This is a genomic window from Erythrobacter sp. Dej080120_24, from assembly GCF_036322605.1.
In the GTDB taxonomy this organism is placed as follows: domain Bacteria; phylum Pseudomonadota; class Alphaproteobacteria; order Sphingomonadales; family Sphingomonadaceae; genus Erythrobacter; species Erythrobacter aurantius.
This window is the reverse complement of sequence record NZ_AP027262.1, coordinates 3125953-3148899: the sequence shown is the minus strand read 5'-3', so window position 1 is coordinate 3148899 and position 22947 is coordinate 3125953. Positions and strand designations below refer to the sequence as shown.

26 protein-coding genes and 1 riboswitch are annotated in these 22947 nt (G+C 62.1%); of the genes, 16 read left to right on the top strand and 10 right to left on the bottom strand.

The genetic code is table 11. The features are described 5' to 3' along the window. Positions 1-11: 11 nt before the first annotated feature. Entirely contained in the window at positions 12-2189 is a 2178-nt protein-coding gene (locus AABA34_RS15115) for a TonB-dependent receptor domain-containing protein (protein WP_034955369.1), read from the bottom strand. Between the two features lie 205 nt (positions 2190-2394). Here AABA34_RS15115 and AABA34_RS15110 point away from each other — a divergent pair, with 205 nt between their 5' ends. Continuing rightward, on the top strand, positions 2395-2997 hold the full coding sequence (locus AABA34_RS15110; protein WP_034955368.1) for a hypothetical protein: 603 nt from the start codon (positions 2395-2397) through the stop codon (positions 2995-2997). Here AABA34_RS15110 and AABA34_RS15105 read toward each other — a convergent pair. Together AABA34_RS15105 and AABA34_RS15100 are read right to left on the bottom strand one after the other, a co-directional pair. Further along, positions 2994-3446: an SOS response-associated peptidase family protein gene (locus AABA34_RS15105; RefSeq protein WP_338303213.1), complete on the bottom strand. Its 453-nt coding sequence runs from the start codon at positions 3444-3446 to the stop codon at positions 2994-2996. The genes AABA34_RS15110 and AABA34_RS15105 overlap by 4 nt on opposite strands. A 192-nt stretch (positions 3447-3638) precedes the next feature. Next, positions 3639-4757, bottom strand: coding sequence for an NAD(P)H-dependent flavin oxidoreductase (locus tag AABA34_RS15100; RefSeq protein WP_034955835.1), 1119 nt, complete (start codon positions 4755-4757; stop codon positions 3639-3641). A gap of 132 nt (positions 4758-4889) precedes the next feature. Between AABA34_RS15100 and AABA34_RS15095 the strand changes: the two genes are divergently transcribed. The 3 genes from AABA34_RS15095 to AABA34_RS15085 all read left to right on the top strand — a co-directional run bounded on the left by AABA34_RS15095 (position 4890) and on the right by AABA34_RS15085 (position 9051). Beyond that, on the top strand, positions 4890-6458 hold the full coding sequence (locus tag AABA34_RS15095; RefSeq protein ID WP_338303212.1) for a flavin-containing monooxygenase: 1569 nt from the start codon (positions 4890-4892) through the stop codon (positions 6456-6458). Between the two features lie 52 nt (positions 6459-6510). Beyond that, positions 6511-6617, top strand: a riboswitch (TPP riboswitch). Between the two features lie 34 nt (positions 6618-6651). Then, positions 6652-8514 carry a phosphomethylpyrimidine synthase ThiC gene (gene thiC, locus AABA34_RS15090; RefSeq protein ID WP_034955366.1) on the top strand — a complete coding sequence of 621 codons (1863 nt, stop codon included), beginning with the start codon at positions 6652-6654 and terminating at the stop codon, positions 8512-8514. Between the two features lie 6 nt (positions 8515-8520). Then, positions 8521-9051: a DUF3833 family protein gene (locus AABA34_RS15085; RefSeq protein WP_051700104.1), complete on the top strand. Its 531-nt coding sequence runs from the start codon at positions 8521-8523 to the stop codon at positions 9049-9051. 4 nt (positions 9052-9055) lie between these two features. On the opposite strand, the gene AABA34_RS15080 is transcribed toward AABA34_RS15085, so the two are convergent. After that, a complete protein-coding gene (locus tag AABA34_RS15080) occupies positions 9056-9811 on the bottom strand; it encodes a DUF2726 domain-containing protein (RefSeq protein ID WP_338303211.1) in 756 nt (251 codons plus the stop codon). A gap of 229 nt (positions 9812-10040) precedes the next feature. On the opposite strand from AABA34_RS15080, the gene AABA34_RS15075 reads away from it, so the two are divergent. From AABA34_RS15075 to AABA34_RS15055, 5 genes are all read left to right on the top strand, one after another. Continuing rightward, entirely contained in the window at positions 10041-10253 is a 213-nt protein-coding gene (locus AABA34_RS15075; RefSeq protein WP_034955365.1) for a cold-shock protein, read from the top strand. A gap of 117 nt (positions 10254-10370) precedes the next feature. Beyond that, entirely contained in the window at positions 10371-10586 is a 216-nt protein-coding gene (locus AABA34_RS15070) for a hypothetical protein (protein WP_034955364.1), read from the top strand. Positions 10587-10658: 72 nt separating this feature from the next. Next, on the top strand, positions 10659-11288 hold the full coding sequence (locus AABA34_RS15065) for a dioxygenase family protein (RefSeq protein ID WP_051700095.1): 630 nt from the start codon (positions 10659-10661) through the stop codon (positions 11286-11288). A 72-nt stretch (positions 11289-11360) separates the two neighbouring features. After that, a complete protein-coding gene (locus AABA34_RS15060) occupies positions 11361-11636 on the top strand; it encodes a hypothetical protein (RefSeq protein ID WP_338303210.1) in 276 nt (91 codons plus the stop codon). Between the two features lie 303 nt (positions 11637-11939). Further along, entirely contained in the window at positions 11940-12284 is a 345-nt protein-coding gene (locus AABA34_RS15055; RefSeq protein ID WP_252258715.1) for an HPF/RaiA family ribosome-associated protein, read from the top strand. Between the two features lie 32 nt (positions 12285-12316). On the opposite strand, the gene AABA34_RS15050 is transcribed toward AABA34_RS15055, so the two are convergent. After that, a complete protein-coding gene (locus AABA34_RS15050; protein WP_338303209.1) occupies positions 12317-13573 on the bottom strand; it encodes an FAD-binding domain-containing protein in 1257 nt (418 codons plus the stop codon). A 178-nt stretch (positions 13574-13751) separates the two neighbouring features. Between AABA34_RS15050 and AABA34_RS15045 the strand changes: the two genes are divergently transcribed. The 4 genes from AABA34_RS15045 (at position 13752) to AABA34_RS15030 (ending at position 15737) form a co-directional block, all read left to right on the top strand. Beyond that, positions 13752-14324, top strand: a complete 573-nt coding sequence (locus AABA34_RS15045) for a fasciclin domain-containing protein (RefSeq protein WP_338303207.1) — start codon at positions 13752-13754, stop codon at positions 14322-14324. A gap of 168 nt (positions 14325-14492) precedes the next feature. Next, positions 14493-14897 (top strand): COG3650 family protein, encoded by a 405-nt coding sequence (locus tag AABA34_RS15040; RefSeq protein WP_338303206.1) that lies wholly within the window; start codon positions 14493-14495, stop codon positions 14895-14897. Beyond that, positions 14894-15310 carry a hypothetical protein gene (locus AABA34_RS15035; RefSeq protein WP_034955358.1) on the top strand — a complete coding sequence of 139 codons (417 nt, stop codon included), beginning with the start codon at positions 14894-14896 and terminating at the stop codon, positions 15308-15310. Before AABA34_RS15040 ends, AABA34_RS15035 begins: the two co-directional genes overlap by 4 nt. A gap of 22 nt (positions 15311-15332) precedes the next feature. Beyond that, complete coding sequence (locus AABA34_RS15030) at positions 15333-15737, top strand: GFA family protein (protein WP_034955357.1); 405 nt, start codon at positions 15333-15335, stop codon at positions 15735-15737. A gap of 21 nt (positions 15738-15758) precedes the next feature. Here AABA34_RS15030 and AABA34_RS15025 read toward each other — a convergent pair whose 3' ends face one another. Next, positions 15759-17198: a S41 family peptidase gene (locus AABA34_RS15025; protein WP_252258708.1), complete on the bottom strand. Its 1440-nt coding sequence runs from the start codon at positions 17196-17198 to the stop codon at positions 15759-15761. A 243-nt stretch (positions 17199-17441) separates the two neighbouring features. Here AABA34_RS15025 and AABA34_RS15020 point away from each other — a divergent pair, with 243 nt between their 5' ends. After that, positions 17442-18029, top strand: a complete 588-nt coding sequence (locus tag AABA34_RS15020) for a YbhB/YbcL family Raf kinase inhibitor-like protein (RefSeq protein WP_034955354.1) — start codon at positions 17442-17444, stop codon at positions 18027-18029. Between the two features lie 31 nt (positions 18030-18060). Next, entirely contained in the window at positions 18061-18312 is a 252-nt protein-coding gene (locus tag AABA34_RS15015) for an SWIB/MDM2 domain-containing protein (protein ID WP_034955353.1), read from the top strand. A 46-nt stretch (positions 18313-18358) separates the two neighbouring features. Here AABA34_RS15015 and AABA34_RS15010 read toward each other — a convergent pair whose 3' ends face one another. From AABA34_RS15010 to dapD, 4 genes are all read right to left on the bottom strand, one after another. Then, the gene (locus AABA34_RS15010; protein ID WP_034955352.1) at positions 18359-18760 is read right to left on the bottom strand and encodes a DoxX family protein; all 402 of its coding nucleotides are present in this window, start codon (positions 18758-18760) and stop codon (positions 18359-18361) included. Further along, positions 18757-19215 (bottom strand): cupin domain-containing protein, encoded by a 459-nt coding sequence (locus tag AABA34_RS15005; RefSeq protein ID WP_034955350.1) that lies wholly within the window; start codon positions 19213-19215, stop codon positions 18757-18759. Before AABA34_RS15005 ends, AABA34_RS15010 begins: the two co-directional genes overlap by 4 nt. A 24-nt stretch (positions 19216-19239) precedes the next feature. Further along, positions 19240-19392, bottom strand: coding sequence for a hypothetical protein (locus AABA34_RS15000; RefSeq protein WP_252258703.1), 153 nt, complete (start codon positions 19390-19392; stop codon positions 19240-19242). Positions 19393-19473: 81 nt separating this feature from the next. Next, positions 19474-20310, bottom strand: coding sequence for a 2,3,4,5-tetrahydropyridine-2,6-dicarboxylate N-succinyltransferase (gene dapD, locus AABA34_RS14995; RefSeq protein ID WP_034955349.1), 837 nt, complete (start codon positions 20308-20310; stop codon positions 19474-19476). A 196-nt stretch (positions 20311-20506) separates the two neighbouring features. On the opposite strand from dapD, the gene AABA34_RS14990 reads away from it, so the two are divergent. Beyond that, complete coding sequence (locus AABA34_RS14990) at positions 20507-22945, top strand: S8 family peptidase (protein ID WP_338303205.1); 2439 nt, start codon at positions 20507-20509, stop codon at positions 22943-22945. Positions 22946-22947: the final 2 nt, after the last annotated feature.

The following is a 22947-nucleotide window of genomic DNA, read 5'->3' as shown; positions in this document are numbered from 1 at the left end:
CGGGCGGGGCGTCAGAAGCCTTTCGACCACGACAGCGCGGCCTTGAAATTCCGGCCCGGCTGGAAGACCCCGGCGTTGACGACTTCGAAGGCGGCGTCGCCGACATTGTCGACGCCCAGATCGAGCCGGAAATCGCGCAGGGGCCCGGTATCGGGTTGAAAGACGAGGTAGAGGTCGCCGCGCAGGTAATCATCGCGGATTTCCTGCGGGGTGTTCACTTCGTCGAATTCGGTGGCGAGGGTGAAGCGCGCGCCAAGCCTCAATCCGGTGTCGCCGATGCGCGACCCGAGATCGACGAACAGGATATCGGGTTGCAGTACGCCTTCGAGGAATTCGCCCGTCCCCGTATCCATCCCGTCGATCGCGGAGAAATTGCCGCGCGCGTAGAACCAGTCCGAACGGTAATCGAATTCGATCTCCACCCCGCTGATCCGGGCGTTGCGGATGTTGACGTTCTGGCTGGTGTTGCCGAATTCCGGGCCGCTGCCGCATGGCGGGACAAATGGGCTGGTGACGAAGCATCCGGCGGGAATGTTCACGTCCAGTCCGATCAGATTTTCGACATCGCTTTCGTAGTATGAACCCTTGATCGTCAGCCGGTCGCCAGCGGCGATCAGGCCGGGCAGATCGACGCCTGCGCCCAATTCGAATGTCTCGGATTCTTCCGGCTGCAAGGCACCATTGCCGATGAACAGGTTGGATACGAAGCGCGGGCCGCGCGGCCCTGGCGGGGTGGACAGATCGGGAATGACGAAATGCGCGCCGTCGGCGAAAGCTTCGTTGAAGGACGGCGCGCGGAAACCGAGCGCGTAATTGCCGAAAAGCAGAAGCTGCGGCACCGGCTTCCACGCAAGGCCGATCTTGGGCGAGAATTCATCATCGTCGATTTCGAAAGTTTCGCCTGCCGCGCTCGACCGGAACGAATCCCAGCGGATGCCGGGTATGACGCTGAGTTCGCCGGGTATCGCGCCCATGTCGGAAAGGGTCAGTTCCGCCTGCACGAACAGTCCGACGAAATCGGTCTTCGCATCGGGCACGCCGCCGCGCGTGCCGTCGGCGGTGGCGGAGTCGAGACCGGTCTGTTCGTCGCGATAGTATTCGCCGCCATAGGTCAGCGTCAGGCCGTTGGCGCTGCCGAGATCGAAGCGGGAGCGGTTGTCGATCAGGAAGCCGAGGGTTTCGACCTCGCGATCAGCCACGCGCGGGGTGCCGACGGTGTCCTCCTCAACCCCGTTGCGCGAATAATAGCCCACCAGATTTAGGTCGATCGCGTCGGTTGCCGGGTTCCAGTTCAGCCTGATTTGCGCTGTGTCGCTGGTGATGTCTCGGAATACCAGATCATTGTCCGGGCCGGCAATATTGTTGCCCTGCGGGTTCTGCGGGTCAGTCGCATCAAGCTGGAAGCGGGTGTAGGAGGCGGTGATCTCCAGCGTATCGGAAGGCCGGGCGGTCAGCTTGAACAGCGAGGAAGTGATTTCATCATCGGCGGGAAGGGTGGCGGCGTTGCCCAGTTCGATGTCGCCCGATGTGCGCCAGGTCAGGTGGCCCACGGTATCCCATGTGCCGTCCGATGATTGCCCCGCAACCGTCCCGCCTGCGCGGAATTCGTCATTCACCGACTGGTATCCGGACACCAGCTTCACGCCGAAGCGCTCACCATCGCCCAGCAGATCGCGCGCGGTCACGGTGCGGGTCGAAATCACGCCGCCCAAGGCACCCGACCCGTAAAGCGCGGAATTCGGGCCGCGCACAACTTCCACCGTCTGCACCAGTTCGGGATCGATGAAAAAGCGCCCATCGTGACCCGAGGCGAAGCTCTGGCGTGCGCCGTCCTGAAAGATCAGCACGGCATTGCCGCCAAGCCCGCGGATGTTCGGGGTGTCGCCGGTGCGGCGCGGGCCGGAATCGAAGGTCGCGCCCGGGATGGCGACGAAAATGTCCTGCAGGCTGGAAGCGTTGAAGTCCTCGATCTCCTTGCGCTCGATCACGCTGACCTGTCCGGGGAAGTCGTATGCCGCGACGGGATTGCGGGTTGCGGTGACGGTGATCAGGCCCTGCGGCTTCGTGCCTGGATCGGCTTCGCTCTCGGCGTTTTCGGCAGATGCGGGGGCGCAGGACAGCATGGCGACCAAGGCGAGCCCGGAGGTCGCGGCATGACCAAGATGGCGGAGGGGATAGGAGGGGGACATCAATCTCTTTCTGCAAATGCGAGTGAGTCGCATTATTATTAAATCAATTTGATCGAGGTCAATGTGTTTTTGCGACTTAATTGCAATTAGAGGGTTGGGCTTATCCCGGAATGCGGTGTAACCTTCTGCCCGCCAGCGCCGAACGCGCAGGTATCTTCGCGGCATTCCCGCAATCAGGCGGGCCGCGTGCACAGGGGCCAGATCGATGCAGCTTTCCTTTCGCCAGACGGCCAGCCTTGTTGCCGCGCTCTTGCTGGCAGCGGCGCTCACGCAGAGCGTCTACACCGCGCTTTATGCCAGCGGAGCCGAAGTCCCGCGGCAGTTGCTGTGGGGATTGGAAGGGGTGATCTTCACCCTCATGGCAGGGTTTGCCGGGGCGGCGATGCTGGCAGCACGCCAGCACTATCTTGCGTGGTCCTCAATCGCCTTTGCCGCCGTGCTCAATGTCGTTCAGGTCGGCGTGGGCCTGACGATGTTCGGCCCGTTCTTCGAAGTCGCTGGCGAGGTGGAGGCCTTTGCTCCTGCTGCCGCGGCAATCGTCGCCTTTTCCTTCATGGTCTACAACGCGGCCAAGGTCTTGCTTGCGCTGGCATTGATTGCGCTGGGCCTTGCAAGGCTGGACAGCGGATCGCGGCTGCTCAGCGGGATCGCAGTGCTGGTCGGAACCGTCGCCGCCATCGCCAACGCATTGTCCATGGCGCTGGGCCGCGATTTCACTGGCGAACTGCCGATTGCGGGCGGATCAGGCGTGCTGGCGACTGTGTTGCTGGCAATCTGCCTTTTGCGCCTGTCCGGGGAAGAAGCCTAGTCGGGGATCAAATCCCGTTCGATCAGCGGGATTGGTGCCGGGCGCTCGATCAGCAGTCTGGCCGCGTCCCAGCCACCGTGCAGCCACGTCTGAAGGCTGCAATCATCGGATGGCAAGATCAGCGGCATTGCATTGCATCCCGCAGTTTTCGCAGCGCCGGATGCTTCACGTGTGAGCAGGGCGAATGCGGGAATGTCCTCGTCCTTCCACACCCCTGCGATGGCGAAAATCCCGCCGTCTTCTGGCGCGAACCAGTGTTTCAGGCGCCGCCCTTCGTAATCGATCCCGCTGCCCCACAGCATGACCGATGTTGCCGGGACGATGCAGCGGAACTCGCTGTTCCGGAGGTTGCCGATCCAGAACGGGCTTTCCGGATTGCGCACCGTGGCAATCCGGCGCATCGGATCGTCGGAGCCGGGCGGAGGCAGCACGCCCCATAGCCGGGGCACGATGCGCGGCTGCAACCTCCCGCCAGCAGGGCGCGGCCCGGCGATGAATTCGCGCCCGGCGGTGATGACGGGGGCAAAGCGATCCCGCGCGACATAACCCCCGCCCCAGGGATCATCACCCAGCCTCGCACCGAAACGGGCTGCAATCTCCCCGGCGGAGCAGTCCAGACGATAGAGGCTGGTGATAGCGGCCTATTCCAGATTGCCCGCCAGCGTTTCGAACCCTGCGGCAAAATCGGCTTTGAAGTCCTGCACGATGGTGCCGACCCCGCGCGAATCCTTGACGAGGCCCAGCCCTTGTCCGACCCAATAGCTTGAGAGAGCCTGGGCCTTGGGATTGCCCGCCACCGCCGCCTGATCCAGCGCGCGCAGCACCGGTTCGGCCAACAGGCTCATCAACGGCATGGGCAGGGCAGGCAGGCCCGCCGCCTCCCACCTTTCGTGCCATTCGCTCTTCAACTGGCGGCTGTATTTGCCGGTGCGATGCTTTGAGCGGATCGTGTCGCGCGATCCGGCTGCGATCATCTTTTCGCGGAACACCGGGGTCGTCTCGGCTTCCGGCGAGGCAAGCCACACGCTGCCACACCACGCGCCCGCCGCGCCCATCGCCATCATCCCGGCCATCTGCCGCCCGTTCATGATCCCGCCTGCCGCAAGCACCGGAATGTCCGCGCCCGCTTCCTCTATCGCCTCGATCACTTCGGGGACGAGCACGATGGTGGAGACGTCGCCGCAATGCCCGCCGCCTTCGCCGCCCTGCGCGACGATCACGTCGACCCCGGCGGCCACCTGTTTGAGCGCGTGTTCCTTCGCGCCCACCAGCGCGGCGACCGGAATGCCGTATTTCTTTCCCGCCGCAATCATTTCCGGCGGAGCGGTGCCCAGAGCATTGGCGATCAGCCGCACCGGATGATTGAAGCTGACTTCAAGCAATTCCTGACCCAGCGAAGTGTTGGGCGCCTGCGATCCGCCCTGCGGTGCGCCGACATCATCGGCAATCCCGCATTCACGCAAAAGCTGGCGGGTGAAATCGCGATATTGCGAAGGGATTTGCGCGATGATCGCATCTGCGCTGACAGAATGATCGACCGCCTGCACTTCGGGGATCAGCACGTCGACGCCATAGGGCTTGCCCTCGACATGATCGTCGATCCACGCAAGTTCATGCTCCAGCTGTTCGGGCGTGTAGCTGACCGCGCCCAGCACGCCGAAGCCGCCCGCGCGGCTTGCTGCGGCCACCACGTCGCGGCAGTGGGAAAAGGCAAACAGCGGGAATTCGCATCCCACCATCTCTGTCATACGGAATGGCATCGTGTTCTCTCTCCTCAGGCCGCTGTGCTGGCGCATCGCGGCCGTATCGGCAAGCCGTCCCGGCCAAAATTGATCCGCATCAATGTGCGGCTGCGCACCCCTCGATATCCCTGCAGCATGGAGGATTGCGCGATGGCACATGTGATCGATTGGCCAACTACCACCCATGTCGATGTCCTGATTGTCGGGGCGGGGATATCGGGCATCGGATCGGCATATCACCTGCAGCAGCAATCCCCCTGGGCAAGCTATGCCATCCTTGAAATGAAGGACACATTCGGCGGCACATGGGAAACGCACAAATATCCCGGTGTCCGCTCCGACAGCGATCTTTACACTTTCGGCTATCGCTTCAAACCGTGGGTGGGCGCACCCATCGCCAGCGCGCAGGCGATCCTCGATTACATGGGCGAAGTGATCGAGGAAAACGGCATCGGCGATCATATCCATTACGGCCACCGCATCGTCCATTGCGCGTTCTCACGCGAAACGAACCTCTGGACGGTCGAGGCGGAGCGGCTTTCCGACGGCGCGATGGTCGCCTTCACCTGCAATTTCCTTTGGATGTGCCAGGGCTATTACGACCACGAAAAACCCTACATTCCCGAAGACTGGGCGGATCGCGGGCTGAATGATTTCGCGGGAGATTTCGTGCACGCGCAGAAATGGGATCCGGATTACGATTATTCGGGCAAGCGGGTGCTGGTGATCGGATCGGGGGCCACCGCCGCCACCGTCGTCCCCGAATTGGCGAAGACCGCCGCGCATGTGACGATGCTGCAGCGTTCGCCGACCTATTTCTTTTGCAGCGAAAACAAGAACGAGCTGGCCGACCGCCTGCGTGAAATCGGCATAGAAGAGCCGACCATTCATCGCATCGTGCGGCAACAGATCATGCATGATCAGGATGTCCTGACGCGGCGCTGCATCGAAGAGCCCGATACCGTGTTCGAGGAATTGAAGGAGCTGGTGCGCGCCTTCACCGGCAAGCCCGATTTCGAATTCGAACCGCATTTCACCCCGCGCTATCGCGTGTGGCAGCAGCGGCTCGCCTTCTGCCCTGACGGCGATGTGTTCCGCGCCGCGGTGTCGGGGAAGGTGAGCGTGGTGACCGACACGATCGACCGCTTCACCCCCGAAGGCGTGGTGACAGCATCGGGCGAACTGATCGAAGCCGATCTGATCATCGCCGCAACCGGTTTCCGCCTGTCGGTGATGGGCGACATCCCGTTCGAGGTCGATGGCGCGCCCGTCAACTGGAACGACAGCGTGACCTATCGCGGGATGATGTTCACCGGCGTGCCCAACATGGCGTGGGTGATGGGCTATTTCCGCGCCAGCTGGACCTTGCGGGTCGACATGCTCGGCGATTTCGTCTGCGGCCTGCTCAACCGGATGCATGACAAGGGCATGGCGAGGGTCGAGGTTGCCCTGCGTCACGAAGACGAAGGGATGGAGCTGCACCCTTGGATCGAACCGGACAATTTCAATCCGGGCTATCTGATGCGCGGGCTCGACCAATTGCCGCGCCGGGGCGACAAGCCCGAATGGCGGCACAATCAGGATTACTGGCGCGAGCGCGAGGAAATCCCGGCGATCGACCTGAGCAGCAGCGAGTTTGTCTATACTCCGGCGGTGACGGCTCGCGTTGACGCGCCGCATGACGAAGCCGCAGATGCGACTGGCGAGCCTGCGCATTGATCCTCCAGCGGTGATGCAGTCCTAGACTCGCAAGCCAACGCGGTTTAACACTCACCCATCCCCGGGGAGCCATGATGGCTGAGAGGGCGGTTTGAGTCCGCCGACCCGTTGAACCTGAACCTGTTAACACAGGCGGAGGGAGTGGGCGGCGCTAAGGCAGAAGTCCGCACTCCGCCATCTGGAGAGACTTCGCATGGCCGATATCAATTCCCCCGTAGAGATTGGCGTTACGACCGGGCCCATCCGCGGCAGCCGCAAGATTCACGTCGGCGCGCGCACCGGATCGGGCATTCAGGTTGCCATGCGCGAAATCCATCTCGAAGGCGGGGAGCCGCCGGTGCGCGTGTACGACACCTCCGGCCCCTACACCGATCCCGAGGCCGTCATCGACATCAACGCCGGCCTTGCGCCGCATCGCCGCGACTGGATTCTCGCGCGGGGCGATGTCGAGGATTACGATGGCCGCGAGGTCAAGCCGGAGGACAACGGACGGCTCGGCCCGGATCGTTCGGGCGGCGTCCCTGAATTCCCCAATGTGGTGAAGCGCCCCTTGCGCGCCAAGCCGGGCATGAATGTCAGCCAGATGCACTACGCCCGCAAGGGCATCATCACACCCGAAATGGAATATGTCGCCGAGCGCGAAAATCTTGGGCGCGAAATCGCCAAGGATCTGGTGCGCGATGGCGAAAGCTGGGGCGCGGCCATTCCCGATGTGATCACCCCCGAATTCGTCCGCAGCGAAGTCGCACGGGGACGGGCGATTATCCCTTCGAACATCAACCACCCCGAAAGCGAACCGATGGCGATCGGGCGCAATTTCCTCGTCAAGATCAACGCCAACATCGGCAATTCCGCCGTCGCATCGGACGTGGCGCAGGAAGTCGAAAAGATGGTCTGGGCGACGCGCTGGGGCGCGGACACGATCATGGACCTGTCGACAGGCCGCAACATCCACGACACGCGCGAATGGATCATCCGCAACAGCCCTGTCCCCATCGGCACCGTGCCGATCTATCAGGCTCTGGAGAAGGTCGGCGGCATTGCCGAGGAACTGACCTGGGAAATCTTCCGCGACACTCTGATCGAACAGGCTGAACAGGGCGTCGACTATTTTACCATCCACGCAGGGGTGCGCCTGCCCTATGTCCCGCTCGCGGCGAAGCGCGTCACCGGGATCGTATCGCGCGGCGGATCGATCATGGCGAAATGGTGCCTCGCGCATCACAAGGAGAGCTTCCTCTACGAACATTTCGACGAGATCACCGAGATCATGAAGGCGTATGACATCGCCTACAGCCTCGGCGACGGCCTGCGCCCGGGCAGCATCGCCGACGCCAACGATGAAGCGCAGTTTGCCGAACTCTACACTCTGGGCGAGCTGACCAAGCGCGCGTGGGAGCAGGACGTTCAGGTCATGATCGAAGGGCCGGGCCACGTGCCCATGCACAAGATCAAGGAGAATATGGAAAAGCAGCTCGAGGCATGCGGCGAAGCGCCGTTCTACACCCTCGGGCCGCTCGTCACCGATATCGCGCCGGGTTACGACCACATCACCAGCGGCATCGGCGCGGCGCAGATCGGGTGGTACGGCACGGCGATGCTCTGCTACGTCACGCCCAAGGAGCACCTCGGCCTGCCAGACCGTGACGATGTGAAAGTCGGCGTCGTCACCTACAAGCTCGCCGCCCACGCGGCTGACTTGGCCAAAGGCCACCCGGCGGCACAGGTGCGCGACGATGCGCTTTCCAAGGCGCGCTTCGAATTCCGCTGGCGCGACCAGTTCAACCTGTCGCTCGACCCGGAAACAGCCGAGCAATATCACGACCAGACGCTCCCCGCGGAAGGCGCCAAGACCGCGCATTTCTGCAGCATGTGCGGGCCGAAATTCTGCTCGATGAAGATCAGCCAGGAAGTGCGCGACTTCGCCGCCAGGCAGAATGCCGAGCCCGATACCTTCATCGCCGCAGAGGACGCGGAAAAGGGGATGGAGGAAATGGCCAAGCTCTACGAGGAGAAGGGCAAGCAGCTCTATCTTCCCGAAGACGCGGCGGAGTAATCCCGCATGGCGCGGCGCGGCAGGATCACCTTCGGGCTTGCCGCGCTCGCCGCTTTGGCATTGTCCGGCTGCGCCAGCCTGCCCGATGATTTCGCCATGGTCGGCGAAGCCGCGTCACCGGTCTTCGATCCGCTGGTGTTCTTCAACGGGCGGCTCGAAGGGCAGGGCACGCTCGACAAGGGGCTGCTCGGCACGGTGCCGATCCGGGTCGAAAGCACCGGCAGTGTCACGCCATCGGGCGTGCTGACGCTGGTGCAGGTGATCCACGAAGGCGAAAAACCCGCCCGCACCCGCACATGGGAAATGCGCCGCTTGTCCGAAGGCCGCTACGAAGCGAGCCTGACCGATGCCGACGGCCCGGTCGAAATCTGGACGAAGGGCAACACGCTCAACATCCGCTACACCATGGACGGCAGCTTCATCGTCAAACAACGCTTGACCCTGTCACCAGACGGCCAGCGCGCCACCAACGCGATGCAGGTCGACCTGCTGGGCGCGAGAGTGGCCATGCTGAGCGAGGTTATCGTCCGGGAGTGAGGGGCTAGCCCGCCGCTTTCCCAAACGTCCTTCCCGAACCGCGTCCCGCTGGCACCAGCTTTTCGACAAGCGCCCGCAATTCCGCCGGTGTCGTGTGCCCTGCGACCACTTCGTGATAGCCGATCCCGGCCCTGCGCAGTGCTTCCTTCTTCACGGCATCACGCGCGGCAGCGCAGTCGCTCGTATGGTGGCCCGACCCCTGATATTCGAGCGCATGAACCACACGGCAATTTTCATCCATCAGCGCAAAGTCCACGCGTTTGGAGTTGATCGCGAAAAAGGCTTTCTCGTCAGGGCTAGCCAGGAACTCTCCAAGCGAGACCTGTGCCATCACCTGCCAGCGCGGATTGCGAGCTATCACTGCTGCATCAAGCGCGACAAACACTTTGCTCTCTGACTGATTGAGCAAGGGGCGTTGCGTGAAGTGCGCTCGTGACACCGCTTTCAACTGATCGGCTGCCAAGTCGCTGCGGACTGCTTGTTTGCGCTCGGCATTTTCGATGGTCCTGAGCGTCGGCCCCTTCTTCGAATTCTTGCGTTCCTGCCAGCGTTGCTTGCGCTCGGCTGCATCCGCCAAGTGGGTGAAGCGTTCAACCGCCATGCCGATGGCAGCGCCAATGGCCAGCACAACGAACAGTGCAATTGGCCGATCCAACAGGAAGTTGATTGTCTCCATCGGCCCAGAAGTTAATTTGGTCTGGTTGGAAAAACGTAAATGTTGCCCTTGGGTCTGACCAACAACTCCACCCGCCGCGAACAATAATTAGGCGTTTGCGCAATTGTGTGCTACATCATCGCCGCTTACGTCGGAATTTGCGACGGAACTTGAACTTTGACGACCGCCGCTTGCCAATTGCTCCCCCTTCCAACGGGTAGCCCGGCCCCGGCGTAAACCGGACGACGACTTCCTTTCATCTGATCGATTTACGCACGACCCGCACGGCACCCTGCCGCGCGGGCAACCCAATCGTTCTTGAAAGGAACGCATCATGGCCAAGACTGGCACCGTAAAATTCTTCAACACCGACAAGGGTTATGGATTCATCCAGCCCGACGACGGTTCTGCCGACAGCTTCGTGCACATTTCCGCGGTTCAGGCCGCCGGCATGCACACGCTGGACAAGGACCAGCGCCTGAATTTCGAAGTCGAAACCGGCCGCAATGGCAAGGAATCGGCGATCAATCTGTCTTCGGCAGACTGATAGGCTGAACCAGCCCGCAAGTCAGGGGTGCCGCGCTGCAAGGCTGCGGCGCCCCGTTTGCAACGCACGCTACACCACCTCCTCCGCTTCCCCCTCTCCCGACAAAGGAACCACGCTATGGCCCAGACATACGAATTCTATCTTGAACGCGCAGTCGAAGCGGCATTGGCGGCGGAAAAGGCGGAACTGGACAATGTGAAGGAGCGCGAATTGCGTGCCGAAAAGACCTGGCTCGGCCTTGCCGAACAGGCGCGCAAAGGCGCGATCCGGCGGGAAAAGGCCGATGCCGAGCGCCGCGCAAAGCGCGAAGCCGAAGCCCTGCACGCGCAATAGCGCCGCCTGCACTCGCCAATCCTCATACGGCGTGATAATCCTCCCGGCAGGGTCGTCGATTGGGGGGTATCGATGAAGCATAAACTTTCGCGCCGCGCGTTTGCCGCTGGCGCAGTTCTTACAGCCACAGGGGCCACGCGGCTTGCCGCGCAAGGGGCGCCGGAATGGTGGGACAAGATCACGCCATACCAGACGATCGGCCCGTTCTATCCGGCCAATCGTCCGCACGAAGCCGACGCCGACATGACCCGGCTGCACGGCCATGCCAACCGCGCCAAGGGGCAGGTGATCGAAGTGTTTGGCCGGGTGCTGGACCGCTTCGGCAAGCCGATCAGCAATGCCAAGATCGAATTGTGGCAAGCCAACATGCACGGCCAGTATTCGCACGGCAACGCCCCGCACAAGGAAGAATGGCACGATCCCGATTTTCAGGGATTTGCCGAAATCCGCACCGATCCGGACGGCAACTGGCGCGTCACGACGATCAAGCCGGGGGCCTATGCCGGGCGTACCAATCACATCCATTTCGATGTGGTGGGCCGCGAACAGCGGCTGATCACTCAGATGTATTTCCCGGATGAAGAAGCCAACAATGCCGAGGACGGCCTGCTGCGCCGTGCCGGCGACGGTGCGCCCTTACTGATCGCGCACAAGACAGCCGACCATGCCTACCACTGGGACATCCGCCTCGCGGACACCTGATGCAAGCAGGGAAGGGGGCGGGCTCAACGCGCCCCTTTCCTACAGGCCTGCAATTGTGGCTTATCCTGATGGATGAGCACACACCCGTACCCATCCACCCCTGACAACACCCATTGGACTGCCGAAAGGGCTACAGCCTTTCTCAGGGCGCTCGCCGTGTCGGGCAAGGTTGCGCCTGCAGCGCGATCTGTCGGGATGAGCCGTCAGGCCGCCTATCGCCTTCGAAAACGCGCGCCGCATTTTGCGCAGTTGTGGAACATTGCGCTGGAGCAGGCGCGGGCCCGGCGTGCCTCTGCGCGGCAGGGCAGACGCGTCCATCCGCTGCTGGCGAAGGGGCTGTCGAGGTGACACTTGCCCCCCTGCAAAGGCGACACTCTGCCCCGGCGAATGGTCACAGTTTCGCGAATTCGGGTCACACTTTCCCGGCTTCGGGTGACACTTTCGCGCGTAAGGTGACGCTTTGCGCGCAAAGGGTGACACTTCCACGATTATTTCTTCAGGACCGTGTTCCACCCGTTCCATCCTGTTGGAAAACGGCCCGTCGCATATCCTTCAACCCGGCGCCGAAAGTGCTGGCATTACACGCTGAAATGCCCACATTGGATGACACCGATGATGCCATCGGCAACGACAACGAGAGGAGAGCATTCCATGCAGTTCCAGTTCAACTCCGACAGTTCCGTCATGGGTACGGAGAACGTTGCGACCCGGATCGAGGCGATGATGCGCGACAAGCTCGCCCGCTTCGAGGATCGCTTGACGCGGGTGGAAGTGCATGTCTCCGACGAAAACGCGCACAAGCATGGTGCCGATGACAAGACCTGCACGATCGAAGCGCGCCCGCGTGGCGGTCGTCCGATCGGCGTGACCGAACATGCTTCGAAAGTGGATGATGCGGCGCGCAAGGCGGCGAACACCATGGCGCAGCGGCTTGAGCGGGTGCTGGGCAAGGAAGCGCGGCACAAGCACGACGCGCGCCCCGACAAGGTGATGTGATCGGTTGGCGGGGGGGTGAACTCCCCGCTTTCCTACTCCGCCGCGAACAGGGTAGGGCTGGCGCTGATCCCGAGATCGTCGAGGATCGGGCCGACCTTCTTCTTGACCCCGAAGAACCCGGCACGCGCATGCGGCCAGGTTTCCCGGTCGATCGCCGGGAGTAGTTCGGTAACGCGGCCCTGATGTGCGAACGGCGCGATTTGCGGCATCAGAGCGTCGCGGGTCCACCCGGCGGGCAGGTATGGCAGGGCGAGCCATTCGATCCCGGCTTGGGCAAGGATGTCAGCCAGCGGGCGGTCCGTTGGCCAGTCGATACCGGGGCAAGCGAAAGCCGCCGCGGCTGCGCTGACCCCGCCTGCCACGGCCTCTTGGGCAAAGCCGGATACGGCAGCGGCCGTCGGCAAGGGTGAACGCGCCTCTGGACGAGCGGCACCGATCACCAGAGCCGGCGGCGAAGGAAGGTTGAGCGGTACGTGGCTTGCACCTTCGTCATGCAGGAGCAAGGCATAGGGCTTCGCGAAAGCCGCGCAATCCGGTGCAGGCGGCAGGGCGAGCCTCTGGCGCGGATGCTCGCCCGGTTCCTCAAGCGCGGGGGCATCGCTCGCGAGACCCTGCGCCGCCAACGGACCGCCCGGTTGGTTGGCGGTGTAGCGCGCGATGTTGTCGGGCCGGGCAAGGTAGGTCTTGCCCTTGGTATGCAGCCCGCCAACCCAGCGCCACGAAAGCGTGTTGGAGGCAGCGTCACCATCGATCAACTGGCGCAGGAACAGGTCTGCCCCAAGGTGCCAGTCGAGCTTGAGCGTGAAGATCCAGATGCTCGCAAACCACATGCGGGCGTGGTTGTGGAGGTAACCGGTGGAGGCCAGCTCGCGTGCCCAATGGTCGAAGGCCTCGATCCCGGTCGAGCCTGCGACTGCGGCTTCATAGGCGGTGCGCAGTCCGGCGTTCGCCTCAATCGCGTCCAAGGCGCGGTCGCGCCCTTCGCAATAGGCGCGCCATATGCCGGGACGCAGTTCGAGGTAGCCCTTGAAGTAGACGCGCCAGAACACCTCGGCGATGAACTTGTCGGCGGCATCGGCGCTGTGCTGACGCAAAACGGCATCAAGCACTTCGGCTTCCTTGATGAGGCCGGAGTGCAGCCAGGGGGAAAGCTGCGAGACGTTGCGGCGAATGCCATTGTCAGACACGCCGTCATCGTAATTGCGGTTGTTGGCGTAGGCGCGGCCTGCTCTCGGAAGGAAGTCGGTGAGCCGATCCAGCCCGGCAGCGCGTGTCGGTTCAAATCCCATGCCGCCTCAACTGCGCGGAGGGCCAAGGGTTCCGAAAGCGGTCTGGCAATTCGGAACATCCGCCGCGACGACCCGTTCGTATATGTGAAGGGGCTGCCACACATTCTCTGGCCCCGGACTTGCGAACCCCCTTTCGCAAGATCAACGACAAACCCGATAATCCAAAGGATTGGTTCTGATGAACATTGTGAAGATCACCCTCGCTTCCTCCATCGCCCTCGCGCTGGCCGCTTGCTCTTCCGAAACGGACAGCGGCGACACCATGATGGCCGACGAAACCGCGATCGCCGAAGATGCGACCGCAGCCGGTACCATCGTCGAAGTGGCACAGAGCGATGAAGGTTTCTCAACCCTAGTAGCGGCTGTGACGGTTGCCGAGCTCGGTGAGACGCTGTCGGGTGAAGGGCCGTTCACGGTCTTTGCGCCGACCAACGATGCCTTTGCAAAGATCGACGAGGCGACCCTTACCGAACTGACAACCAACGACATCGAAACGCTCACAGCGATTCTGCAGTATCACGTTGTCGCCGGTGCGGTTGACGCAGCGACGCTTACCGCCGCGATCGAAGAAGCGGGCGATGAAGGCTACACCATCACCACCGTCGGAGGCGGCGCCCTTAACGCAAAGCTGGTCGACGACGCCGTGGTGCTGACCGATGCCGCAGGTGGCACATCCACCGTTATCGCGACCGACGTGGCTGCATCGAACGGCACCATCCACGCGATCGATACGGTGTTGATGCCGCAGTAAGCCGGAGCGGCAGACTGCCATTCAAACGGGCGGGCCTGCGAGTGCGGGCCCGCCTTTTGCATTTCCGCCTTCTGTTTCCTGACGCCTAGCCATGCTGTATTGGTCGCACGGAAGGGAAGCGAGAGCGTGCCAATATACTCCAGATCAATCCTAGCCCTGTCAGGGGCTTTGCTAGTTGCGTCCTGCACCGATACTCCGGGTGAAATCAGCCGCGACACCAAGCCGTTTGACGACATTTCGGCCACGACACACATTAGCATGCTTGGGACCGAGCCATTCTGGGGCATCGATATCACCCCGGATGGCGAAGGCTTCGTCGCCCGTTACACTTCGCCAGAAGACCTGGAAGGTTCGCAATTCGCTGTTTCGCGTTTCGCCGGCAACAACGGGATCGGATTCAGCGGTTCTCTGGATGGGAAAGCCCTGCAGATCGCCCTTACTCCCGGCCAGTGCAGCGATGGAATGAGCGACCGGACATATCCTTACACCGCCACAGTCGCGCTCGGTGATGCAGTCCTTTACGGCTGTGGTCATACCAGCGATCAACCTTTCACCGGAGATGAGGCTCCATGATGAAGGAAACGGAAAGTTTGGCAGGCTCTGGCCGACTGGGGGCGGCCATTGGCAGTGAGCCTGTAGGAAGGGGCTGGATCCTTTTCTTCTGGGCCGCCAGCCTGTTCAATTTTGTGATCGGCGCTCTCGGCATGTTTTCGCCCGAGGCAACTATCGATGCCCGGATTGTCAGCCTGCTCGTCTTCTGCTTCGGCATTATCTACCTGCTGGTGGCGCGTGATCCGCTTCGCTTTGGGCCGGCCCTGTGGGCGGGTCTGATCGGGAAGCTCGGAGTGGTCGGTTTGCTGGGGCCCGCCGCGCTGGAGCCGGGGGCGGATGCCGCGATACTCCCCATTCTGTGCGTTGACGCCTTGCTCGCTCTGGGGTTCGTTGTGTTTCTCTTTGCCAGGAGCGACGATTTGAGCGCTAAGTGACGGCAGGAGGGGAGAAGACAAGATGACGAAAACCGGAGGCTGCCTTTGCGGCAAGGTGCGCTACACGCTGAGTGCCGATCCCAAGATTTGCGTGACCTGCCATTGCAAGAACTGCCAACGGCAAGCGGGCAGCGCGCTTTCCATTATCATCGGCGTGCCTGAAGACGCCGTCGAATTCACCGGCGAGATCAAGACCTATCACGACACCGGGGATAGCGGTGCGACGGTGAGGCGCCAATTCTGCCCCGAATGCGGATCGCCGGTGTTCACCCGTTTGGAGCAACCCGGCCTGATGTTCATCAAGGCCGGTACGCTGGACGATACTTCAGGCCTTCAGCCCGCGTTTCACTGCTACACCAAGAGCGCACAGGCATGGACTCCGATGGGCGATATTCCAGGGTTCGAAACCGTCCCCGACGGAATGTGAATCCCGAAGGGGAGACCCCGGTCAGAAAAGACCGGGGATCTCGAACTGGGCGGCTGTCGGGAATTCGGGGCGCAATGTCTCGCGTCCGCCCACGCTTTGCGCCGTCTGCCCGCCACCTTGCGAAATGGCGGTGCAGCTGCGACCGGCCAGGAAATCCAGCGCAGTCGCAATCGAGGCTTCGGCCGGATCACCCAGCGGGGTGAAGATATCGTCATCTGCGCGGCAAGAATTGGGGATTACGCTGGCAAGACCGGTGAAGTATTCGCCCTGATCGCTGGCGTTCACGGTCTGGAACGTCACGGCACGAATACGCAGATCGCACTCCGCAAAATCGAAGCCGAACTGCCCCACCGGCTTGCCCGAAGTGTTCGAGCCCACGATCGCGATGCTGTCCGCATTGAGATAGGGGATCATCGAGTTGATCACCAATTCGCTGGCCGAGGCACTATTGCCCGTAGTTATGAAGGCGATTTTGGACGCTTGGAGCGACTGGGCTTCGTTCTGGAACAACCGCGTGGAGTTCTCCGAAGATTTCGACGCGCGCAGGATCGTGCGGCTCCACACCTGGCCGACCCGGCCTTCGCCCAGAAGATCTCCGAAGGTTTCGGCGAGAGACACGAGTCCGCCACCATTATAGCGGAAATCGATGATCAGCTCGGTCACGCCATTGGCGTTGAATAGCTCGAACGCATCGCGCAATTGATCGCCTGCACTGCTAGGGAAGAAGGTGCGGAAATTGAGATAGCCGACATTCTTTCCGCCATCGTTCAAGACGAGCGCACCATACCGGTCTGACACCGGATCGAGCGAGAATTCGGTTTTTGTCACCGATGTCTCGATTACGTTCCCCCCCAGCTGGGCGAAGCGGATCACCCGGCTCACGCCCGGATCGGACGGGCCAAGAGCGTTGACGACCGCTTGCGGCCCACCCGATGCCATTAGCGAGTTCACCGTCTGCAGGTTCGCGCTGGTGGTGCCGATTGCGAGAAGTTCGGTGCCGCGATCCATGCCGGCCTGGAAGCCGTTGCCGTTTTCGAACGCTTCGAACAGGAAAACGCGGTTGTTAATCGAGTCAAATGCCAGCCGGATTCCGAACCCGGCGCTGGAGCCAGAGTTGATGAGCGCGTTTTCTTCCGCGATCGAGGTGGCGAAGGTGAAGCCCTTGTCGCGCGACTGGGCGCGGGCAGGGGCGACGCGTGCATCCAGATAGCTTTGCACCGAATTGAAATTCGCCGGGTTCACGGTGTTGTCGAGCAGGCTGGGGAACAGGTACCATTCGTTCAGCACATCGTTGGCAAAGGCGATCTGGTTCGAAATCGCGCAGTTGGACGTCGGTGGTGTCGGGGTTGGCGTTCCGCCTGTTGGGGGAGTGCTAGAACCGCCTCCTCCGCATGCTGCGAGGGACAGGGCAAGCGTCGCTGAAAGCGCGATGCGGCTGATGGATACACGTTTTGTATTCATGAGATGGACGCGACTCCGGGCAAGAAACCGATACAGATAGCCTCAACAGGCGTCGGGTTTCATGCATCGGCGCTTTGCAAACGGCAAGCGCACGGGCTTGTCCACGACCAAAAAAGCCGGGACTGTGTTTGAATTCGTTCACATTTCGCGGGGTTTTCCCCAGAAGCGGGGACAAATCCCGGCGCTCTCCCTCGTTTTGGGCAACTGTTCCGACTAGCAACGAGGTCATGGAAAGACAGAATCATGCCTGACCTGCCCGAATGGCTTGCGCCCAAACTGCCCCCGGCGGCGCGTCACCCCGGCCTTGCAATTGCAAGCCTGGGGGATGCCAAGACGCTTGGGCGTGGCGGGTTCGCACTGACCAGCCCGGCTTTCGATTCCGGTGAAGCGCTCGATCCGTGTTTTACTGCCGAGGAAGAGGATGCCGTTGCTCCTCCGCTGGAGTGGAGTGCGCCCCCTCCCGGATCGCAGGAACTGATCATTATCGTCGAAGACGCTTCGAGCGCCGGCGACACTCCCGCGTGCCATTGGCTGGTGTGGGGACTGCCGGGCCAGAAGGGCAAGCTTCTCGAAGGCGAAGTGCCACCTCGTGCAGGGAAGAATGCGCTCGGCAATTCCGAATGGCTGCTGCCCGCTCCGCCCGAAGGCGAGAAGCGCCACTACGTATTCCAGATTTTCGCAACCGAACTACCTTTGACGCTGATGCCCGGAGCAAGTCGCGACGACGTGCTGGGCGCGATCAAGGGCTTTGTTACCGGTTGCGCCGTGATCCACGCGCCTTACACCGGCGGTTCTGCCGATGACGAGGCGTGGGAAGATGAAGATTTCTGACAACCTGCCATAACATCAAGGGAGACTAACCATGGCTGGCAAAACGAATGCACTGCAGAAGCCGGTGCAACTTTCGGGCGACCTCGAAGCGGTGATCGGCAAAGGCCCGATGACCCGCGCCGAAGTGACTTCGAAGGTGTGGGAATACATCAAGGCCAACGGCCTGCAGGATTCGAAGGACAAGCGTCAGATCAATCCCGACGCCAAGCTCGGCGCAGTGATCGGCAAGGACCAGATCTCGATGTTCAAGATGACGGCTGCTGTTTCCAAGCACCTCAGCTAAGAGGCATCGCCTCAAACGGCAGGCCAGTGGCGCTGTTTCCTTATGGTTATGCGTTACTGGCCTTCCGTCGCAGCGGAACTTCCCCTGCCCATAATGCCCACCAGATGATGATTGGTTGGGCGATCATGCGCGGAATATGATAGCCAAGACCCAGTCCTTGGTCCTCGCGCGCCATATCCATGATGAAATGATTGATGTTCGCAGGCCATACGCACAGCGCGTATAGGGCAAGGCCAATCCCCCCTGCGCGCCGCAGAGCCGGGCTGAACGGCTGCACAAGCGCGATGGCGCCGAGAATCTCGGCAATACCCGTCCAGAACACGATGGCTTCGGGATAGGGGATCGCTGCTGGCATGATCGACAGGAAAGGCGTCGGCTGCGCAATGTGCATATAGCCGGCAAAGGCATAAAAAGCGGCCAGAAGCAGGCGAAGCGCGGTACGGATCATGATTGCTCCTTCTTGCCCGGTTCCCATCCGGGTGCCGCAAGCACGAAGCCCGCGAAATCGAATCCCGGCACGACAATGCAGCTGACCAAAGTATAGCCGTGACCGGCCTTTGGCGCGGGTGCCGCGCTCGCAGCCTGCCATGCCCCTGCAGGGACCATTACCTGCAGACATTGGCCATCCGCAATGTCGCGGCCAAGCGTCAGTGTCCGCACTGGTCCGATATCGGTCTGTGCGATTGACAGTTCGAGTGGATCGCCATCCTGCCAGAGCCAAAGCTCATCCGCATCGACCTTGTGCCAATGCGATGCTTCGCCGGATTTGAGGAGGAACAGGATCGCCGTTCCTTTTGCGCGACCTTCGTTGTCAGGCTCTGCCCGCCAGGTTTCGCGGTACCATCCACCCTCGGGATGGGGCGCCAGTTGCAAACGCTCGATAAGACGGTCGGCGCTTGTCATCCGGCATTTGTCCTAGGCGTGTCGTCAGTTCGACAGCGCCGGAATGATCCATACGATCGACATCGCGACGATCGCGATCAGCAATCCGATGCCGAGTACATAACGCATATAGCCCGTTGTATGTGCAGCGCGTGCGTCGTCGTCTTCGATGTGGATGGGTTCGTTCTGTTCGGCCATGGGGGCTCCCTTGATTGTTGGTCCTATTGATCAACGGGAGTACCTTGGTCCTGTTCCTGAATCGTAGGGGCCGGGCGTGGCTCAGTCGCGCAAAAGCTCGTTGATTCCGGTCTTGGAGCGGGTCTGCGCGTCAACGGTCTTGACGATCACGGCGCAATAGAGCGAGGGGCCGGGTGAACCGTCTGGCAGAGGCTTGCCGGGCAGGCTGCCGGGCACCACGACGGCATAGGGCGGGACTTCGCCCATGTGCACTGCGCCGGTGGCGCGATCCACGATCTTTGTCGACGCGCCCAGATACACGCCCATCGAAAGCACAGCGCCTTCGCCTACACGGACACCTTCGGCTACTTCGGCGCGCGCGCCGATGAAGGCTCCGTCGCCGATGATGACGGGTTCCGCCTGCAGCGGCTCAAGCACGCCGCCAATCCCCGCACCGCCCGAAATATGGACGTTCGCGCCGATCTGCGCGCAGGAGCCGACGGTGGCCCAGGTGTCGATCATGGTGCCTTCGCCGACATAGGCTCCGATGTTGACGAAGCTGGGCATGAGCACTGCGCCCTTGCCGATGAAACTGCCGCGTCGCACGACCGCGCCTGGGACCACACGAAATCCGGCTTCCCGAAACCGGTTTTCGCCCCAACCCGCGAACTTGATCGGCACCTTGTCATAGGCCGTCTCTCCGCCCGCAGCGGTTTCCATCACGCGGTTGTCGTTCAGGCGGAAGGACAACAGCACTGCCTTCTTGAGCCACTGGTTGACTTTCCAGCCCCCATTGCCGTCCGGCTCTGCCACGCGGGCCTCGCCATTGTCGAGCATGGTCAGCGCCTCTGCGACAGCGTGGCGGACATCGCTGCCGGGGGTGATCTCGCTGCGGTTTTCCCAAGCTTCTTCGATCTGGGAGATAAGGCTGTCGGTCATGCTGGTTTCCGTTCGAGCGGCGTGTAGGCCGGGTGGTTCTGATGAAAGCTGCTAGCGAGAGCCGCATTGCACGGCAAGGGCGTTGCGCTAACCGATGCTGACTGCGGCCATAAGTCATTGTGCCGGGGGGCTTGTAAGAAGTGCTGCCATCTGACTATGACTAGGGTGCTGAGGGTAGTGGTGAAGGATGACGATTATGCCCGAGACCTCCGGGACTTATCCAACATGCGATTTCGACGGGCAGCCGATCGGCTCCGCGCCACCGATATGTGAACCAGACGCTCCGATCCGCTGGAAAGTGGTCGCAGCGGCTGTCGCCTGCGCGGCGCTGAGCGCATGCGGAGGCGGGGGTGGCGGTATGCCGCCGATGACCATGCTGCCACCCCCTCCGCCTCCTCCGCCGCCTCCTCCTCCGCCACCTCCTCCCACGACCAATTTCGACACTGCGGAATTCCGGCGTTCGGACGGGCCGGGTTTTCATGGCGCGATCGAGGCCTGGCAGGACGGCGCAACCGGATCGGGCGAAATCATCGCTGTTATCGACAGCGGCATCGACAGTGACAGCCCCGAATTTGCCGGGCGGGTGCACCCAAATTCGCGTGATGTCGCAGGCAGCCGGGGCGTCGATCCCGAAGACGATCACGGCACCAATGTCGCACTCGTCGCGGCGGCAGCGCGCAACAACAGCGGCGTGCTGGGCATCGCTTTCGACGCTCAGGTATTGGCGATTCGTGCGGACACGCCCGGTTCTTGCGGATCAGACACACCGCAAGACCCGACACTCGGCTGCACTTTCAGCGACGCGAACATTGCCGCGGGGGTGGATCTTGCGATCTCGTCAGGCGCGACAGTCATCAATCTTAGCCTCGGCGGCAGCCCGGCAACTTCACAATTACGCAATGCCGTCGGCCGGGCCGCAGCTGCGGGCATTGTCGTGGTGATTTCCGCGGGCAACGGCGGCGATGGTGGCGAGCCGGGGATCGATCCTGACCAACCCGATCCGTTTGCCACCAGTCTGCTAGAAGTGGGGGGCGGAAATGTCATCATCGTCGGCTCGGTCGATGAAGACGGAGCGTTTTCCGACTTCAGCAACCGGGCCGGCAATTCAGCAGGGTCGTTCATATCGGCGCGTGGCGAAAGGATTTGCTGCGTTTACGACAATGGTGAGCTGTTTGTCGAAACCATTGATGGCCAGCAATTCGTCACGCTGTTTTCCGGCACCAGCTTCGCAGCACCACAAGTCGCCGGAGCAGTCGCGCTGCTGGCGCAGGCATTTCCAAATCTGACCGGTGCAGAGATCGTCGAAATCCTGCTGGCTACAGCACGCGATGCCGGCGCGACAGGGACGGACAGTGTTTTTGGGACCGGTATTCTCGACATCGCCCGCGCGTTTCAGCCACAAGGGACGACAACACTCGCAGGGACAGGATCGGCACTGGCGCTGGTCGATGACTTCGCGATCGGTTCGGCGGCAATGGGTGACGCATTGTCTGGTGCGACGATCAGCACGATCGTTACCGATCGCTATGACCGGGCCTATAGCGTCGACCTCACCGGGCAAACCCGCAACGCCGCGCAGGTCCAGCGGCTGCAAGGCGCGGTCGGGCGCGGTGGTCTGACCCGGGCAGCCGGTAATGACAAGCTGGCGCTGGCGATCACGATTGGCGAGGGGCCGCGCGCGGCGGGGCTTGGCTGGTCTGAGGCGCTGCAACTCACCCCTGATGATGCGCTGGGTGCGCGCGTGCTTGCGGCGCGGGTGGCGGCGCGCATTGCGCCCGACATGCAGGTGGGTTTCGCGGTGTCGCAAGGTGCGAGCGGCCTTGTCGCCCAATTGCAGGGAGCGGAACGACCAGCGTTCCTGATTGCACCCGAAGCGGGGCGTGATGCCGGCTTCCTCGAAAGCAGCGAGCTCGCCTTCGCAACTCGACACGAGGTCGGGGCCTGGGGGATCACGGTATCGGCAGAGCGTGGCCGGGCTTGGCTGGGTGACAATCGCCGTGCGAGCGATATCATGTTTGGCATTCGCGAGCGTCGTCCGACTTCGACATTCAGCCTTGCTCTGGATCGCAGCTGGCATGGGCTTGATGCATCCGCCGCACTAACGCTGCTGTCGGAAGAGGGCACGCTGCTGGGCGCGCATTTCAATCCGGCTTTTGGTCTTGAGGGCGCCGATACGGTGTTCCTTGATGGCCGGTTCGGCTACTCGATCGCCCCGAACTGGCGAGTTGGGGCGGCTTATCGTGCCGGCTTTACCGCTCCGCGCGGAGGATCGTTGATCGGTGCCGGGTCGCAAGTGGAAACCCGGGCGTGGTCTTTCGATGTAACCCGGCGTGGCAATTTCTTCAGCGGGGACAGCATAGGCCTGCGCGTAAGTCAGCCTGTGCGGGTAGCAGCGGGAGCGATCCAGTTCGATCTTCCGGTTGGCTATGACTATGCTACCGAAAGCGCGATCTTCGGACGGCAGAGCCTCTCGCTCGCCCCGGAAGGGCGCGAGATCATGAGCGAATTCAACTGGAGCGCGCAGTTGCCGTTCGGGCGGGTATCAACCAGCGTCTTCTACCGCAGCGAACCGGGGCATTTCCAGAATGCCCCGGATGATATCGGCGCGTTGATTACGCTCGGATCGTCATTCTGACG